General features: G+C 54.4%; 18 protein-coding genes. All 18 read left to right on the top strand.

Going from position 1 to position 17,278, the window contains the following annotated elements:
• Window positions 1-15: 15 nt before the first annotated feature.
• The 18 genes from Q8Q08_09810 to Q8Q08_09725 all read left to right on the top strand — a co-directional run bounded on the left by Q8Q08_09810 (window position 16) and on the right by Q8Q08_09725 (window position 17,255).
• The gene (locus Q8Q08_09810; protein MDP2654314.1) at window positions 16-1,995 is read left to right on the top strand and encodes a hypothetical protein; all 1,980 of its coding nucleotides are present in this window, start codon (window positions 16-18) and stop codon (window positions 1,993-1,995) included.
• On the top strand, window positions 1,992-3,155 hold the full coding sequence (locus Q8Q08_09805) for a glycosyltransferase family 39 protein (GenBank protein MDP2654313.1): 1,164 nt from the start codon (window positions 1,992-1,994) through the stop codon (window positions 3,153-3,155). The genes Q8Q08_09810 and Q8Q08_09805 overlap by 4 nt, the downstream gene beginning before the upstream one ends.
• Before the next feature lie 16 nt (window positions 3,156-3,171).
• Complete coding sequence (locus tag Q8Q08_09800; protein ID MDP2654312.1) at window positions 3,172-3,468, top strand: hypothetical protein; 297 nt, start codon at window positions 3,172-3,174, stop codon at window positions 3,466-3,468.
• Between the two features lie 11 nt (window positions 3,469-3,479).
• Window positions 3,480-4,307, top strand: coding sequence for a response regulator (locus Q8Q08_09795; protein ID MDP2654311.1), 828 nt, complete (start codon window positions 3,480-3,482; stop codon window positions 4,305-4,307).
• 23 nt (window positions 4,308-4,330) lie between these two features.
• Window positions 4,331-5,383, top strand: coding sequence for a PilT/PilU family type 4a pilus ATPase (locus Q8Q08_09790; protein MDP2654310.1), 1,053 nt, complete (start codon window positions 4,331-4,333; stop codon window positions 5,381-5,383).
• A gap of 275 nt (window positions 5,384-5,658) precedes the next feature.
• Window positions 5,659-5,859 carry a cold-shock protein gene (locus tag Q8Q08_09785; protein MDP2654309.1) on the top strand — a complete coding sequence of 67 codons (201 nt, stop codon included), beginning with the start codon at window positions 5,659-5,661 and terminating at the stop codon, window positions 5,857-5,859.
• A gap of 229 nt (window positions 5,860-6,088) precedes the next feature.
• A complete protein-coding gene (locus Q8Q08_09780) occupies window positions 6,089-6,385 on the top strand; it encodes a hypothetical protein (protein ID MDP2654308.1) in 297 nt (98 codons plus the stop codon).
• 148 nt (window positions 6,386-6,533) lie between these two features.
• Window positions 6,534-7,502, top strand: a complete 969-nt coding sequence (locus tag Q8Q08_09775) for an NADPH:quinone reductase (GenBank protein MDP2654307.1) — start codon at window positions 6,534-6,536, stop codon at window positions 7,500-7,502.
• Window positions 7,503-7,516: 14 nt separating this feature from the next.
• The gene (locus Q8Q08_09770; protein ID MDP2654306.1) at window positions 7,517-8,404 is read left to right on the top strand and encodes a hypothetical protein; all 888 of its coding nucleotides are present in this window, start codon (window positions 7,517-7,519) and stop codon (window positions 8,402-8,404) included.
• 32 nt (window positions 8,405-8,436) lie between these two features.
• Window positions 8,437-9,588 carry an aminotransferase class V-fold PLP-dependent enzyme gene (locus Q8Q08_09765; protein ID MDP2654305.1) on the top strand — a complete coding sequence of 384 codons (1,152 nt, stop codon included), beginning with the start codon at window positions 8,437-8,439 and terminating at the stop codon, window positions 9,586-9,588.
• Entirely contained in the window at window positions 9,588-10,412 is an 825-nt protein-coding gene (locus Q8Q08_09760) for a response regulator (GenBank protein ID MDP2654304.1), read from the top strand. The genes Q8Q08_09765 and Q8Q08_09760 overlap by 1 nt, the downstream gene beginning before the upstream one ends.
• A complete protein-coding gene (locus Q8Q08_09755; GenBank protein ID MDP2654303.1) occupies window positions 10,409-10,939 on the top strand; it encodes a hypothetical protein in 531 nt (176 codons plus the stop codon). Before Q8Q08_09760 ends, Q8Q08_09755 begins: the two co-directional genes overlap by 4 nt.
• A gap of 8 nt (window positions 10,940-10,947) precedes the next feature.
• A complete protein-coding gene (locus Q8Q08_09750; GenBank protein MDP2654302.1) occupies window positions 10,948-11,415 on the top strand; it encodes a hypothetical protein in 468 nt (155 codons plus the stop codon).
• A gap of 202 nt (window positions 11,416-11,617) precedes the next feature.
• A complete protein-coding gene (locus Q8Q08_09745) occupies window positions 11,618-12,751 on the top strand; it encodes a tetratricopeptide repeat protein (protein MDP2654301.1) in 1,134 nt (377 codons plus the stop codon).
• Window positions 12,752-12,876: 125 nt separating this feature from the next.
• Window positions 12,877-14,052, top strand: a complete 1,176-nt coding sequence (locus Q8Q08_09740) for a response regulator (GenBank protein ID MDP2654300.1) — start codon at window positions 12,877-12,879, stop codon at window positions 14,050-14,052.
• Between the two features lie 84 nt (window positions 14,053-14,136).
• Window positions 14,137-14,514 (top strand): response regulator, encoded by a 378-nt coding sequence (locus tag Q8Q08_09735; GenBank protein ID MDP2654299.1) that lies wholly within the window; start codon window positions 14,137-14,139, stop codon window positions 14,512-14,514.
• Window positions 14,515-14,620: 106 nt separating this feature from the next.
• Window positions 14,621-15,592, top strand: a complete 972-nt coding sequence (locus Q8Q08_09730; protein MDP2654298.1) for a hypothetical protein — start codon at window positions 14,621-14,623, stop codon at window positions 15,590-15,592.
• Between the two features lie 202 nt (window positions 15,593-15,794).
• Entirely contained in the window at window positions 15,795-17,255 is a 1,461-nt protein-coding gene (locus Q8Q08_09725; GenBank protein MDP2654297.1) for a hypothetical protein, read from the top strand.
• Window positions 17,256-17,278: the final 23 nt, after the last annotated feature.

Raw genomic sequence — 17,278 nt, 5'->3', positions numbered from 1 at the left:
GGGGTCCTGCTGGCGATGATTTCTGCCACAACAGCCGTCAATTTTGCCCTTGCCAGTATCCGGATCCCCTTGTCCGAGCTTTTTTCCCAAGCCATCCCGCCCTACGATGTGACGGTCGGGAGGATTTCCTATCTTTTCCCTAATCGGCTGATCTGCGGAAATCTTGTCCTGAGGGAATCCGCGGATTCCTCGCCGGCAGGCATCCTGGAAGCGGATCGTTTGGTGATTCGTTTTAATTTCTGGCGGTTTGTCCTGAGGAGGGAATGGACGGCGGCGGAAATTGCTTTTATCCATCCCCGGGTCCGGCCTTCCGGGTTTTATGCATTTTGGGGAAAGCATGGGGACCGTATCATTGATGCCATCCGGAAGATGCCTTCGGGGAAAATGAAAATCCGTCTGCATTCGCTTCGTATCCCGCCGGTCACGGACGACAGCTCCCCAACCATGCTTGCGGACCTCACTGTGGCCCTCAAGCGGGGAAAGATGGACGGGTATGGGCATGTCGGCCTGGAAACGAAGTCCCTGGAAACCGGGGTCGCCCGCACGGAGGGACGGGGATTCCATAAGCACCTTTTTCAATGCGTTTTTCGGGGCTCTTTCGGTGCGGATTTTCTCGCCGTTGATGACCTCATGGTCAAAGGCGAGAATTTTTATTCAAAATTATTCGGCGTCATCGGCGAAGAGCGGTTGCAGGTCAACGGGTTTGCCGTGACGCGACTGTCCCCGGGCAACGACCCTGCGGGGTTGCCGCTGTCTTTGCGCCTTCGTAATTATCTCCGTTCCCGGCTTGAGGAAGAAAAAACTTCCGGCGGGGTTCTCGACGGCAATAAACCCGACATCTCCCTTAAGGACTTGAGCCTGCGGATCAATTTGGCCCCAGGTCTTTGGCGTTTGGAGGGCATTGTTTTCAATCTGAATCAAATGCCAGTGGCCATCCGCGGAGATATCCGTTGGAATGAACACCCGGCGCTCCGCCTTCAGGCCACGGTCAATCCGCCCCCGGATACCGTGCAGACCAAGATCAAAAATTTTGACCGCGCGGAACTGGAAATCGCGGGGGAGTGGACCCGGGAGGCTTTTGAGGCTGCAGGGAGGGTGCAGGCATTTTTTCGTAATAACACCGCAGCTCCCATTCCCCTGGAGCGCCTGGAGATGCCTTTTTCCGGATTGCGGTTCAGCACGGATATGCAAAAACGTCTCCGGATAGCGCTCCGGGAGGGGAGTTTGATCTGGCAGTTGCAAGAGGAAACCCACGGATTGCGCCTGGACGATCTAACGGTTGTTTTTCACCCCATCCCCGGGGGGTTCGCCATGCTGGAAATCCGTTTGCCGTTTTATGGAGGCAGTTTAGACGGAAAGGCGTGGCTCGATACGGCGACATTGCCGGTAAAAGTCTCGGCTTCCGCAGCCCTGGCGGACGTCGACGCGAATGAGTTGGACGACCTGCTGGTCCATTTTTCGAAGATTTACGGCCGATTGTTCGGGAAGTTGTCTTTCCGGAATTCCCCGGACATCGAACTGTCGGGCGATATCAGGATCCAGAACGGGCATTTGAAGAATTTTGAATTTTTTAAATGGGTGGCCGCCAACTTTGGTTTGCCGTCTCTGCACGACATCCATTTCATCCGGGCCGGGTCCCGCTTTTCCGTCACGTTGTCCAGCGCAGGGTTGAATGACATTTTGCTGGAATCCCCGGATGTCGACGTTCACGGCGGATTTGTGGTGGACACGCACAGCATGGTTTCCAGCAAGTTGTCACTGGCGTTTCATCGTGTCCTTTTGGAAAATTCGCCCAAAGGGCGGATGATGCTGCGGCTGGCGGATGAGGGGGCGGCTTCCATCCCGTTTGATTTCCGGCTTTCAGGGAACCTGCACGCGATGAATTTCCAATGGATGGAATCCGATTTTAAGAAGCGGATCCAGGACCGGATCCCGGATTTCATTGAACGGAAGATCGAACGGAGCATCGATCAGGGTTTGGAAGGGCGCCCATGAGGGGCCCAGGCTGGTGCGCTTCCCTGAAAACAACAAAGGGGATCGCGATCCTTGTCCTGGGGGCCATGGCCATAAAGCTCGGTCTGTTTTGGCATATTTTGACCACGGCCCCCATGTCCATTTATGTCCACGATTCACACGGGTATTTACGTGACGCCGAGGCGATCCGTTCTTTCTTAGCCAATCCCTCCGTGGGCCTGGAGCACAGCCATTACCGGACCCCGGGGTATCCGTTTTTTTTAGCTGTTTTTCATCACGGGGCAGGGTGGACTCTGCACAGCATTGTTTTCCTGCAGATCGTGCTGACGGCCGTATCCGCCAGGATTGTGGCCTGCGCCTCCCATGCGGCAGATGGGCGCCCGGGCCTGCTCAGCGGGCTTTTTCTGCTGTATGATTTACCGACGACAATTTATTCTTCGCTGATCTTGACGGAATCACTGTTTGTTCTTGGGATGGCGGTCTTCCTTTACGTGTTTATACGGTATTTGCGTTCAGGACAGATCCGGCTTCTTTTCTGCGCGGGCGCTGTCTTGGCGGCGAGCTGTTATATCCGGCCTGTGGCGTATTATTTGGGATTGGCCCTTGTTCCCATTTTGCTGTTTGCCGGCCCATTGCCGGGTGTGCGGCGGAAAATTGGGGGAGTGTGCGTTTTCTTGGCCGTTTGCTACGGGCTGCTGTTCGTCTGGCAGGCCAGGAATTTTTCGGCTTTTCATGATGCTCGCTTCAGCAGCATCGGGAATGCCACGGTTCGCATGCACGGAATCGGCGCCGTGGATCCGTCGGGCCACCACAATTCGGACATCGGGAACAGCCTCCGGAAGACCGCGCGGAATGTCCTGATTTTGCTGACGGAGCCGGGGAATATGAAATATTTTGAATCCTCCGGCTGGAAAGTCTTCGGGAAGGTCTTTGGGTATCTTTTCGTTGCGTTCTGGGTGACGGGATTGCTCCCGGGGATCGGTGTGGCGTTTAAAGACAGGTATCACGCGTTTGTCTTATATGTTATCCTTTATTTCGTCGCGGTCACCGTGGCGGCTGCGGGAACAGAGGTCACCCCGCGCTTTCGCGTTGGAATGATGCCTTTCATCGCCCTCCTGTCGGCCAGAGGATGGGAGATCATTATAACGGGATGGAGGAGCGCCCGAAGAGTTTCTGTTTGAACGGGATGAAAAGTCCATGGAATCCGATGATATCCGTTATCAGCGATTGAACATGCGGCAGGCCGAAGACTGGGAGGCCCGCTGCACCCGGTGCGGGGCCTGTTGCGGCGTTGCCGAGGGAGACCCCTGTGAACACGTGGTTGCGGCCGGGGACGGCCGGTATGTCTGCGGGATTTATGAAAATCGCTTCGGTCTCCATCGGACGCGCAGCGGACGTCTTTTCAGGTGCGTCCCGATCCGGGACATCCTTCACAAGTCCTGGCCCGGGGACAGGGAATGCAGCTATAAAAAAACAGCATCACCGGCAGTCTGAAATGAGGCGTTATGGCGACAGACGGATTTTTAGTTAAGAAAATCAGTGAAATGAAGCGGGTTTTGATTTTCTCCCCGGCAGACAAAGCCCCGGCGTTGCAGACCCTGCTGGAATCGGCGGGCTATTTCGCCCGGGCTGTCACCTCCAGCCGTGACGGGAGCGATATCCTGAAATCAGAACCGCATGACCTGATCATCGTGGATGCCGAGATGCCGTTTATGGAAGGGGTGGATTTCATCCGCTCTGTGAAGTCAAGCCCGGTAACGCATGAAATTCCGGTCCTGGCGCTGGTGGACCGCGCGCGGCCCCCGGCTGAAGATCTTTCTTTTCGTCTTACGACGGTCCTGGTTCGTCCCTTTGAGGACTATGTCCTCCTGGCTTATGCCGCCCGCTTGCTCAAACAGCTTCTGGAACCGTCCGAGGAAAAACGCCCCACGCGGGTTTTGGTCGCCGGCACGGATGAGGATGTCATGGAAAACATGCGGCGTCAGCTTGGAAGCCGCGGCTGTTCGGTTGTCAAAGTCTCCTTTGGCGCAGACGTGATCAAGCAGAGCGTCCTCTTCGGTCCGGACCTCATTGTCCTGGAAGTGCAGATGGATGGAATGCCGTCCTGGGAAAGCATCCGTGTTCTGCGCCAGATGCCGCAGTTTGAGCGAACCCCGATTTTGGCGTACAGTTTTTACCGGCTTTCTGATCTGGGCAGTGAAGATGTCCGTCAAAAGGCGCTGAGCGTCGACGCCGCCCAGAAGAGTTGCCTGGAGGCAGGGACAACCGCGTATGCGGGGCGGTTTAACGAACACACATTCTTAAGTACGGTTGAAAAATTCTTGCCGTCGTAAGGGCCGGAAGGAGAGAAGTGAAGATGCCTATATCGTCGATCAGTGATCTTTTGAAAATCGCCGTGGACAGCCGGGCCACGGACCTGCATCTGGTGGCGCACAACCCGCCGATATTCCGCGTTGATGGGGAATTGAATGCCGCGGACCTGCCCCCGCTGTCTCCGGACGATGTCAAGGCCATGCTGGAAGGGATGCTGACGAATGCCCAGCGAGAGACCTTCCGGGAGACCCAGGAGTTGGATTTTTCCTACCAAAGCCTGGAAGGTTATTACTTTCGCGTGAACGCGCACCTGGAGCGGGGAAATGTTGCGGCCACGGTCAGGATCATGCCGACGCATATTCCCTCCGCGGAAGAACTCGGGCTTCCCCCGGTTTTGGCCCAACTGGCCCGGAGGCGCAAGGGGCTGATTGTCATTATCGGTTCCGCTGGGACCGGGAAGACCACGACCATGACTTATATGGTGGATCTGATCAACCGGGAACGAAAATGCAAGATTATCACCATTGAAGACCCCATTGAATACATCCATCAATCCAAGCAAAGCGTTATCATTCAGCGGGAAGTCGGGTCCCATACCCGGTCCTTTGCCAATGGCCTCAAATACGCCCTGCGCCAGGACCCGGATGTGGTGGTGATCGGCGAAATGCGGGATTTGGAGTCCATGGCCATGGCCTTGACAACGGCAGAAACGGGGCATCTGGTCCTGACGACCCTGCACGCGCCAGACACCATTGAGTCCATTAACCGCATTATTGATGTCTTTCCGTCCGGCCAGCAGAATCAGATCCGGCTCCAATTGGCGGAAAACCTGCTGGCCGTGATCGGCCAGTCTTTGATCCCCCGCAAAGAAGCTCAGGGAAGGGTCCTGGCGACAGAAATTATGATCCCTAATCTTTCGATCCGGAACATGATCCGCCGCGGGGCCCTGATGGAGATCCGAGGACAGCTGGAAGAGGGGGGGAAGGTCGGGATGCATTCCATCGAGCAGTGCCTTTCGGACTTGATCTCCCGCGGGATCATCAGCCGCGAAATGGCCAAAGAATTCGCCAAGCATCCTAATCTCCTGCGGGACTAAATAGACTGCGCAGGCGGCTGGCAGGGAGACGGTTCACCGGCTGACCCCGTCGGGCCGAAGTCCATCCCAGCGGTCCGTTTGATCCGGGATTTTTGTGGGAAAGGCAGAAATTAATTTGACAAAACAGGAAAAAAAGTTATAGTTATTTTGTTAGTAAATAAGGGGTCAGAACACAGGTCCACGACCCAAATGTACGTGCACCAAATCCCTGCCAACAGGGACAAGTTTCTGCCATTATTTACTAATCAGATTTCAAGAAAGGAGGTTAGTAAATAATGGTTAAAGGCAAAGTGAAATGGTTCAGCAATCAGAAGGGTTACGGTTTCATCACCCCTGAGAACGGCAAAGATGTGTTCGTGCATCATTCCGCAATCCAGGGTGACGGTTACCGCACCCTTGAAGAAGGCCAGGACGTCGAATTCGAGATCGAAGTTGGTCCGAAAGGCGAGCAGGCTTCCAAGGTCGTAAAATTATAACGACCGCTGAAAATCCAGGCCCGGCCGCATGAAGATGCGTGCCGGGCCTTTTTGTTTCGCCGCGCTTCCCCGATTTTGGCGGGAAACGCGCGGCGAAGCATCCCGAATCCGCATGGCGCACTGAGGGCTTTCAATAGCGAGCTCCCCGTGCTTTTCGGAGAAAAGCGCGCCGAAACATCCCGATCGCGCATGGCGCAGCGAGGAATTTCGACGCTACGAATGGATCAGTATGCCAAAAGCCCATCGAACACCTGGATCTAAACTTGAGACCGTCCTCGGAATCCCTGACCCCGGCGAACGGCAGAGGGCCCTGTTGGATTATGCCTCCTCCCTGGAGGTCAACGCCGATGACGCGGTGCGCAGAGACGGCGGTTGGGATGAGGACACGCTGGTGGTCCTTATTTATGCGGCGGAAGGGGTGCGCCGCAAAAGGCGGCTTGCGGCAACGGGTCTTCTGGTGGGCGGCGTGATCGTGGCGGCGCTGGTCCTCTCGGTCATTTTCATCCTTGATCATTTTTTACTTTGATTCTGTCGGAAAGATTCCCTTCCTCGTCGTTGACAAGCCCGGCGATCTCCTGTAATATCCAGTTATGTTCACCTGATCAACATGCCTCTGAGACGTTGCGTCCAGAGGTTTTTTGTTGCTGTGGACAGGGAAGAGGGTTTGTTCCCGGATGAAAGCCATTTGCGTTGAACAGTTCGGCGGGCCGGATGTGATGCGCCTGATGGATTTGCCGGACCCCGTGCCGAGGGCCGGGGAGATCCTTGTGGAAGTCAAAGCCGCCGGGATCAATCCGGTGGACACTTATATCCGTTCCGGCCAGTATTCGATCAAGCCGATCCTTCCGTACACGCCTGGACTTGACGGCGCGGGCGTTGTTGTGGCGGTGGGGGAAGGCGTCGCGGGTTTCAGCACCGGGAACCGCGTTTTCATTTCCGGAAGCGTGAGCGGCACCTACGCATCTTTGGCCGCCTGCACGAAAGACCAGATTTATCCATTGCCGGATCCGTTGACCTTTGAGCAGGGAGCGGCCATCGGCATCCCTTATTTGACGGCTTACCGGGCGCTTTTTTTCAAGGCCAAGGCCGGCGCCAGGGAAACGGTTTTGATCCACGGCGGCAGCGGAGGGGTCGGGATTGCCGCCATTCAGCTCGCCAAGGCGAACCACCTGAAAATTTTGGCCACGGCCGGCACTCCGCGGGGGCTGGATCTGGTCCGCGGCCAGGGGGTTGATGCGGCGTTTGATCATTCCCAGCCCGGGTATTTGGATGAGATTAGGGCTTTTCAGCAAGACCGGGGCGTCGATATCATCCTGGAAATGGCGGCACACAAAAATCTCGGAGAGGATTTGACGCTCCTGGCTAAAAACGGCCGGCTGGTCATTATCGGGTCCCGGGGCCCGGTCTCCCTTGATCCCCGGGCCATCATGAGCCGCGAAGCCGTTGTCCTGGGGCTGATGAACATGTCGCTGGATCCGTCGGAACGGGCCAAGGCCTTTGCCGCGATCGTCCTGGCCCTGAACAAAAATATAATTTCTCCGGTTATCAGCCGGCGGTTTCCGTTAACAGAGGCGCCCCAGGCGCATGAGACCGTCATGCAGCCCGGCGCGGCGGGAAAAATTGTTTTAATCCCGGCCCCATAACGAAAGGACGTGATATGCATTGCAGGTATTTGTCCACAGGCCTTTTCCTGATCCTTCTGGCCGTTTCCCTTGTTGCCCCTTCAGTCCCGGTTTTTGCCAGTGACGGCGCTAAGGAAAAGCAAGATACCGTCACGGTTAGAGTAGAAACCCGGCAAATTTATTCAAGCGACGTGGAGGGGACACCCGGTGAGATTGAAATCACGGAATCGAAGTTGAACGTTTCCTACGGCTCCACATTGAGCAACCAAATGCCCCTGGCATTGTTCATGGACATCAAGCATATGGAGATCGATGACAGCACCGCTATGGTGCTCCCGTCTCATTTGGAAAGCCGCAGTATTGGGATCGGGACCAAATTCCCTGTCCCGTTTCTGGACCTCGAAAATTATTATATGGGCACCGACATCTACCCGACGATGAACACCGATGGCTGGGACTGGGAAGACAGCGCGTTACGGATGCCTTTTCGCAGTTATGTCATCTATAAACCCAGCGAGACGTTCCTGTTTGTCGCCGGCGTCCTGGTCCGCATTGATTATGACGAAGAAGTTTTGCCTATTATCGGCTTCATTTATAAGCCGAACGACCGCCTGACGTTCAACTTCGCCTCCGATGACCCGCATGTGTCCTACAGGATCAACGAGAAATTGACGGCGTTCTGGGAGCTGGGTTTTACGTATGATGAATATGAAGTGACACGGCAGGGAAAAAAAGGCGTTATCCTGAAATACCGCGAAACAAGCACAGGCGCCGGACTGCGTTATGCGGTGGCCGATGTGGTGGATGCCTCGCTTTCAGCCGGGGGTGTTTTCAATCGTAAGTTGGAATACCGTGACGGCACTTCCTGGATTGAACCGGAGGCCACGCCGTACGCCAGGGCCAAAATCGATGTTCACTTTTAATCGTCCGAAGGGACGAAAGCCCGTCGGAAGGCATGATGAAAAATTACGCGGATGATTTCGGTCCCTTTGACGGACGGATATGGCTCAACACGGCAAGCGAAGGCCCGCTGCCCAAGGTTTCCGTTCGCGCGCTTCAGGAAGCAACGGAATGGAAGATCAAGCCGTTCCTTTTGACCCGCCGGAAATTCCAGGAGGTCCCGCAACGCCTCAAATCCGCGCTGGCGCGCCTGGTGAATACCGCGTCCCAGGATATCATCCTCGGGAACAGCGCGACTTACGGGATCCATCTCTTGGCCAATGGATTGCCTTTCCATCCCGGGGATGAAATTCTCCTCATGCAAAATGATTTTCCATCGGACATCCTGCCCTGGCTGGGACTCCGGAAAAAAGGGGTCGTCGCCCGGCAGGTCGCCCCGCGGGAGCATATTTTTAGCCCGGAAGAAATCGCCGGATTGCTCACGGATAAAACGCGCCTGCTGTGCCTGCCGCACGTCCACACCTTCTCGGGGTTCCGGCTGGATGTTGAAGCGATCGGACGGATCTGCCGGGAGAGGAAGGTTATATTTGTTTTAAATATTTCCCAATCGGCCGGCTATCACCCGGTGGACCTTTCCGCATGGCCGGTGGATGCCGTGACATCGGCGGGTTTCAAATGGCTTTGCGGCCCCTATGGGACAGGTTTTTGCTGGGTCCGCCCGGATTTGAGGCAAAATTTGGATTATAATCATGCGTTCTGGGTGAATTGCCTATCCGGCCCCGACCTGGAAACGACAGGCGAGCTTTCCTTGCCGGACGATCATGGCGCCTCCCGGTATGATGTTTTCGGGACAGCCAATTTTTTTAACTTCCATCCCTGGACGGCGTCGATCGAATATCTTCAGTCCATCGGTATCCCAACGGTACAGAAGCACAATGACGGCCTGGTTGAGCTCCTTTTAAAAGGCCTTCGGAATCAGGGCTGGCAGGTCATCAGCCCCACGGACATGGCCCGGCGAACGGCCCTGGTCGTGTTCTCTCATGCCCGGCCGGAAAAAAACGCCGGTATTTTCAACCGGCTGCTGGAACAGGGGATCTGCGGGGCGTTCTGGAAAAACAATATCCGCATCGCGCCGCATCTTTTTAACACACCGGACGATATTGCCCGGCTTATCAATGAACTGAAAGGGTTGGCGGGGGCCGTTTGATGGGACAGCGCATTTTGGTCGTGGATGATGAACAAGAAATCCTGGACGCGACATCTTCGGTCCTGCGCAAGAGAGGTTTTGACGTAAGCACCTCTTTGAACGGGGTGACGGCCTTGCAAAAAATTCGGGAACAAAAGCCGGATCTGATTTTGGCAGATGTGCTGATGCCGGAAATGGACGGGTATACGTTTTATAAGGAATTGAAAAACAGCCCTGCCACATCCGACATTCCTGTCCTGATCGTGACCGGGCGGGGGAAAATGGAGGACACGTTTAAAGTGATCGGGGTCGACGGTTTTATCACGAAGCCGTTTACACCCCAGTCGCTGATGGATGAAATCGAGCATATTTTTTTGATGCACCAGAACCGGCGAAAACCGGAGGGAGAGGGGCCGGCCGGTATTCCCAAAAAGATCCTGGGCGTCAGTCCCCGCGCCGAGGCACTGTCGGACATGGCCGAGCAGGCGGGGAGGGCCGGATATGTGTTTGAGTCTGCCAAGACCGGATCAGAGGCCCTGGCTAAAATTTTAAAAATCTATCCGGATGTTATTTTTCTTGATGTGCTCACCGAAGAAGTCCCATGCGCGGAACTGGCGGGAATCCTCCGTCGCCTGCCACAGTTTGGAGATAAGCCGATCATCGGTTTCTGCGATTATTCCGCCGTGGACCTGGGGAGTGTCCCGGCCCGCCAGAAAATTTTGAAGATCCATGACCTCAGCAAACAGTTTTTGTCGGCGGGTGGAACGGAATATATGGGAAAATATCACTACCAATTATTCATCAAGACGGCGGTCGAACATCTCCGGCCCAAAAAGACGCCATGAACAAGTTGGGCCAGATCCTGGATATCCCGAACCGGACCGAGCGTAAGGATCAACTGGCCAGTTATGCCAGGGCTTTGGGGATCGCTTTGCCGTTGGCCAGGGAGTCGGATGGGGAGTTGAACGAGGAGAAACTCGCGATATTAATTTATGATGCCCAGAAAACGCAGAAAAAAACGACTGCCGTCAATTTAAAAATCGCCTTGGTGGGCGCGGTGGCGGTCGCTGGGATCACAGCTCTTTTTGGGACACTCCCGAAGTTGATCATCGCGTTTTATGAACAGGAAGAACGCGAGCAGTTGAAAGAGGACAAGATGGTCCAGTTGTACGACAGCGCGGGAAAACCGTTTGTGGAAAAAGACCAACAGGTTTTGTATTCGCTGATGGAAGGCGTTCAAAAGGAATATGACGAGAAACGGGACGTTTTTTATGAATTTCACTACAAGGCAGGCCAGCTCGTGCGCAAGAAAGAGCTGGATAACCGCGGCCGGGTGATCTCGGATCAGGTCTTCAACCAAACCGCGAAGTAGGAGAGCCCTTGGAAGGAAAAAAACGCCCGATCGGTATTCCCGTGACCGGCGGTTTGCTGATCTTCAGCGGTGGGGTCGGGATCCTGGCCATCCTTTTCCAAGTCATCGATTCCCTTCGCGTTTACGGGATCGGGTCCCTGCTCATTACCAGCCCCACCGCCTTGATCGGATTCGTCCTTTACGGTATGCTGCCGGTCCTGCTTTATAGCAGCGGGGTCGGCATTTTTTTGTTGAGACCCTGGGCCTGGTGGAATGTGACATATCTGATCCCTGCGCTTCTGATCGTTTTTTTCCTCTGCATGACCACGATTGTCCTGCGCGAGCAGCTTCATCTGCACGAAACGTCCGCCATTGACCTCGTTATCGCCTATCCGGTTCTTTATCTGAATTCATTGGTCCGTGGTCTCCTACTCAGCGTTCCGCTTCATTTTTACTTCCGGCGATCTTCGATTATGGCATGGTTTGAAGGGGAATAGTTTTTTTCTGAAGCTGCCGCAAGGAAGCGCTTTCCTGTCTTCTCTCCCCAGCTTTCCTTTAGAAATTTTATATGGTACACTTTAAACGGTTTATGAAATATATTTAAATTGATCAGGGGCGTCTAAAGCGTTACGCAAGTTGTTGTGATGAAATGATTTGTGCCTGTGCCAGGGCAGGGGGAGTCAGGAAAAGGAGTTGTCCATGTCGGCAAAATCATCTCTCGGAATTTTCCTCATTTTCAGCCTGGTCTTTTTTTCACAAAATATCGCTTCCGCCCTGCTGTCAGAGCATCCCGTTGATCTCTATGACAAAGGGCTGTCCATCCTGCAATCCTACCGCGGCGATCCCAAAACGTTGACCGAAGCAAAATCCGTTTTCGCGCGCCTGATTCAAAAATATCCGGATTCGCCATTTGGGTACATCGGGATGAGCCGTTACCATATGGTGGATGCCTATCTTTACGGCAACCGCTACGATATGATGAAGGTGCGGTATGACGTCCTGCCGCTTGCGGTGAAGGCCCTGGAAATGGGGCCCTCGGTCCGCGCCGTGCATGAACATTATGCGCTGATCGAAAAAATTTATACCCGGTTTACCGAAGATCAAAAACATGCGCAGGAAATCCTGGTCCTGTTCCCGGAAAAGGCCGAAACCTATTACGTGATCGGTACTTTTCTCGCGGACCAGAATGAGAACGAGAAGGCCATGGAGTTTTATAAAACAGGATTGGAAATGAAACCGTCCGACTCCCTGAAGGCAAAAATCCTGAACCGGATGGCGTTCATCCAATTGAAGAAAATGGACAGCCCGGGGAAGGCGGCGGACCTCTATGAGCAGGTTTTGACGCTTCGCAACGGATCCCCTGTGGTCAAGGGTTTTTTGGGGATGGCCTACCTAAAGATGAAGGAGTACGAGAAAGCCGAGGCATGTTTGGCCTCCGCGTTGTCCTTGACAGAAAGCGGTGTCTGGCAGGAAGCGCTTTTGCAGGCCAGGGGATTCCTGGCGGCCCAACATGGAGATTTGGCCAAAGCCATTCAGTCTCTGGAGGAAGCCCTCCAGTCCCGGCAGGACGATTTCGCCCTGCATTTCAAGCTGGGAAATCTGTATTATGAGCGCGGCGATTTTGAGGGCGCGTACCGGCATTTTGCGAACGTCATTGATCTCGAGCCGAAGTATTCCGGGGCGTATTATTTCGCCGGCCGGTCCGCGGACTCTTTGGGCAAGGCCGAGGTGGCGTCAGATCATTTCAAGAAATACCTGCAGTTGAACTCCAACGGTGAAGAGGCGGAATGGATCCGGAAAAACGTTCCTGAATTTTCCGGGAATAAAAATTAAAAAAGAAGACCATGGTCTTCTTTTTTAGCGGTAAAATAAAACCAGCCACGGGGGAGGAGCTTGGGCTTCTTCATTTTGTGGCTTTTTTTGTCCGGGGCCGACAACGCTAATGACGGATGGGAGTTATGGAGAATCATAAAAAACACCCCTTGAGCGTGCTGGTCGTTGAAAACAGCCCGGTGGATTCCAAAATGATCCATGGGATGCTGGAAAAATCCTCCTATGGCGTCTTTCATCTGGAATGCGTGAGTTCGCTGACGGAGGCTTATGATTGTTTGCGGACCCGCCCCTATGATGTCGTCCTCTTGGATTTGAATCTCCCGGACAGCCGGGGGATGGCAACGCTGCAAAAACTGAATGCCGAGTTCCCCGCTTTGCCTATCGTTGTCAATACCGGCGCCTATGAAGACGCGCTGGGTTTGAAGGCGGTCACCTGCGGGGCGCAGGATTACCTGATCAAATCCAAATACGAATCTTACATGCTCAGCAAGACCCTTTACTATGCCGTGGAGCGCAAAAAATTTGAACAGGAGTTGCAGGCGGCGTATGATCGCCTCAAGGACGCGCAGTCTCAGTTGATCCAGGTTGAAAAAATGAATGTCGTGGGAGGGCTGGCCAGCGGGGTGGCGCATGAGGTCAAGAATCCTTTGGCCACCATCCTCTATGGGGTCGAGTTTCTGAACACCAAATTGTGCACCGATGATGAGCAGGTCTTGTTCACATTGAAATCCCTGAAAGACGCGTGTCAGCGCGCCAACATTATCATCAAGGATCTGTTGGATTTTGCGAGCCTGTCGAAACTCCAGCGCCGGCCCCAGGAACTGCCTCCGGTGATTGAGAGGGCCCTGAATCTTGTAAAACACCAGTTGGACAAAGGCCGCATTGAAGTTGTTCGAAGATATGAGGATTCCCTCCCGCCAGTCAGCATTGATGAGAACCGGATAGAGCAGGTGCTGGTGGATTTGATTTTGAATTCCGCGCTTGCCATGCCGGACGGAGGACGGCTGACCATTTCCGCAGTCTCCAAGAAGTTGAGCCGAAGAGGCCCTGATTTCGACGAAACGGTAAAAGAAGGATACGTGATCATCGTGGATATTGATGACACCGGCAGCGGGATTGCCGAAGAGAATTTGACGCGGATTTTTGACCCATTTTTTACGACCCGCCGTGCGGCAGGGGGCGTAGGGCTGGGCTTGTCCATCGCCCGAACCATCGTGCAAAGTCATGATGGTCTTATCAGGGTGGAAAATTTGAAGGGGGGCGGCGCGCGCGCGCGCGTGATTTTAAGGACGGTTGCATAGCCATGGCCCGCCATGAAATTTTTGCGTATTGACGTGGGGCGCGTTCAGGAATGGGGAGAAGTCGAAAGGAGGTGAATAACTGCCATGAGACGTATACTGATTGTGGATGATGAGCCGAGTTTCACGAGCATCGTCAAACTGAATCTGGAAGCGACTGGGCAGTATGAGGTTTTTATGGAGAACCGGGGGAGCCAGGCGCTGATGACGGCCGTCGAATGCAAGCCGGATCTGGTCCTGCTGGATGTCATTATGCCCGACATGGAGGGGCCGGAGGTCCTTTATGAATTCCGCAACGACGAACGGGTCAGAAACATCCCGGTCGTTTTTCTGACGGCGACTGTCACGCCGAAAGAAGCCCATGCGGACAACGGCGTCATCGGAGGCCGCGTGTTTTTGGCCAAACCGGGCACCATAGGCGAACTCGTGGACTGCATAGAAAAATATCTGCCTGCCACAGGGTAGATGTTTGTGCGGTTGTTTATGCGCCGCCCATAAGGATTTGCCAGGGCAATGTTGAATCTCGTATAGCCTGTGCTATAATGGGTTCAATTTAACCCGGCCATCCCTTATGAAAAATATTGCAAGATATCTGACCGGCGTGTTCTGTCTGGCCATGGTCATGTTCCCGGTCGCAGCTTCCACCGCCCCGGGGTCTTCAATATCCCACCCCCAGTTGCCTCAAAATAAATTTCAAAAACAAATTCGTAACACACCCGGCTGGCGTTTTGTTTTGCAATCCGTCAGGTTTGGAGAATGGAATAAAACGCTCTGGGACACGGCCGGCCAGTCGGCGGGTTCGTCGTGTTTGCCTCCGGGCGATAAGGCTGCGATGATCGCGTTAACCTACGAGGCTTTGAATACCGACAAAAATCGAAAAGTCGATTTTTCCGGGCGGTTCCATGCGTCCCTGACGGATGAGTTCGGCAACCAGTATCTTCAGTTTTGTCCTCCTCAGGATTTGGATACCAATTTTTTTAAAACGGGACCGCGTTTCCCGAGCATCTATCCGGGGGAAGGGATCACGGAGACCGTTTTTTTTGAGGCGCCTGTCGGCACGAGCCGAAAGCTCATGCTGACCATGGCCGCTCCCCAAATCGGACTCGCAGAAGGGGTGACCTTCAGCGTTCCTTTGGTTCCCGGCCGTTCTGAAAATGCCGCAGGTCAGCGTCCGGAGCGGATTCCATCAGAAGCCGACCTGACCATCCTGTCCCCGCAGCCGCCGCTGGAGGTGTTCCCGGGAGAAACCGTTGCGGTGCGCCTGAAAACTTCCCGAGAATTGCCGCGTCCGTCCAAAATCCTCGTCATCGCGCCGTTTTATCTTTTTGAAGACATGTATTCGTCGTTGAATTACCGTCTGCGGATCCCCAAGGATTACCCTCCCGGGGAATTGACCGTGGTTCTGTTGGCGTACTGGGATAGGGATGGGGCAGAGGAGGGGATCGTTTCCAAGACATTGATGTTTCGCGTCAAGGCGATTCCGGTATGCCCTCCGGACTGCCAGGACCAGGACTCGCTCCGGGCCGACGTTATGCAGAAATAATCGTGATTTTTTATTCCTGTCTGTTGAACGCACACTGAACGAATGATATAATAAAAACACTTATTAATCCCAGAGTTGACCTGTCATGCGCCTGGCCGCCATCGCCTTTTTGTCGTCCGTCATTTTCTTCTTGCCCCCGCCTGTCGATAGTTCAGCCCGCTCCGAGCTTCGGTATATCTCCTCCTTTCACGCTGAGTATGGTGTGAAACTGTTTGAAAAAGGGGACCGGGAGCCGGCTGCCAATCAATTTGTGGATGCCCTGCTTTGGGACCCGGCCAATCCCATCGCCCGGAAAAATCTGCAAGTCATTCTTAAAATGGATTCGTTCCTGTCCAAAAAATCCGCCAACGACTTGTCCCATTTTCTGGAGTTGGCCGAATATCTTTCCTTTTTGGAAAAACGCCTTGCTGACGTGAAGGGGGAAAGCCAAGGGCTGTCCCGCGATCTTTGGGTGGCGGCCCAGCAGAACCCGGCGGTCCGGGAAAACATCGGCTTGATCACGGGGACGCCGGTGCCGTCGGCCGCTCCGGATGTCGCCGAAATCCGCAAACAATGCCCGCCGAAAGTCGCCCATTTGAGTAAAATCAATGCTTTGCTGGAAGCCCGGAAACAGGCACTCCTCAAAGAATTGGCCTCCCACGAGACCAGCCGGGAACAATTGCAGGCCCTTCGGCGGCAAGTTTTACCGCTGATCGGCCCTGAGCAAAGGAACGGCCCGATGGGAAAGGTTTATGCGGAAATGGCGGAAAAGGACAGGGTGATGCAGGAACAGAAATCCCGGTTGACTTCGCTCAATGCGGAACTGGAGCAAGTCCGCAGATCATTTGACGAATTGAAAACCCGCATTGAATCAACCGACCGGAGGGTCCTGGATCTTACGCAAAAAATGGCCGGCGTGACCCTTGAATCATTCGAGAAGGATAAGTTGCTGGCGGATAAAAATGGAGAAATTTTGGCCATACGGCAGAAATTGACGGACACGGAAGAGCGGCTGATGCTGGTGCAAAAGATTATCAAGGACAAGGATTCGCGGATCGGTGAGCTTGAAGATCAGGTGACTTCTGTGCGGACGGACATCGACCGGGGAACGGCAGCGAACGATTCCGACGTAAAAGCCTTACAGCGGGAGATGGCGGCCCTGCAGGAAAAATTCCGTGAACAGGAACTTCGGAGCCGCGAAAAAATCCAGGGGCTTGAACTTTCCCTGCGGTCCCTGGACGCTCAATACGGCCGACTGGCGGCCGAGTCCGCGGACAAGGAGCTGCGCATCGCCGCTCTCCAGAGGGACCTCAAACAAAAAGGCCGGGAGATGTTGAGCTTGATCGGCGCCTTTGAGTCGCAGGGGGAGGAAATCGGCGAGTTGACCGGCGTTGTCGAAATTTACAGGCACAAGCTTAGCGAAACACACGGGCAGTTGCTGGATCGCGATTATCAGCTGGACCTGCTGGAGCGCCAGTTTGAGGATCTGCAGGAACGTTTGAATAAATTTCACGAACGGACACAATCCAGCCGCGCACCGTCTCCTGCCGGGACCTCCGGGGATGGGCGCGCGCAGGAATGGGGAATCCTGTCCCGCGAAGAAATTCTTCAACAGATCAAGTCGGGCCTTCAAGACCTCACCGCGGATATGCCGGAATCCTCACGCCGCGGGCCCTCCCGGTAGTCAATTATTGAAAGGACATCTCC

It is taken from the genome of Candidatus Omnitrophota bacterium (assembly GCA_030688425.1).
Taxonomy (GTDB): domain Bacteria; phylum Omnitrophota; class Gorgyraeia; order Zapsychrales; family JANLHA01; genus JAUYIB01.
The sequence above is the reverse complement of the archived record's forward strand: the minus strand, read 5'-3'. Positions and strand labels throughout refer to the sequence as shown.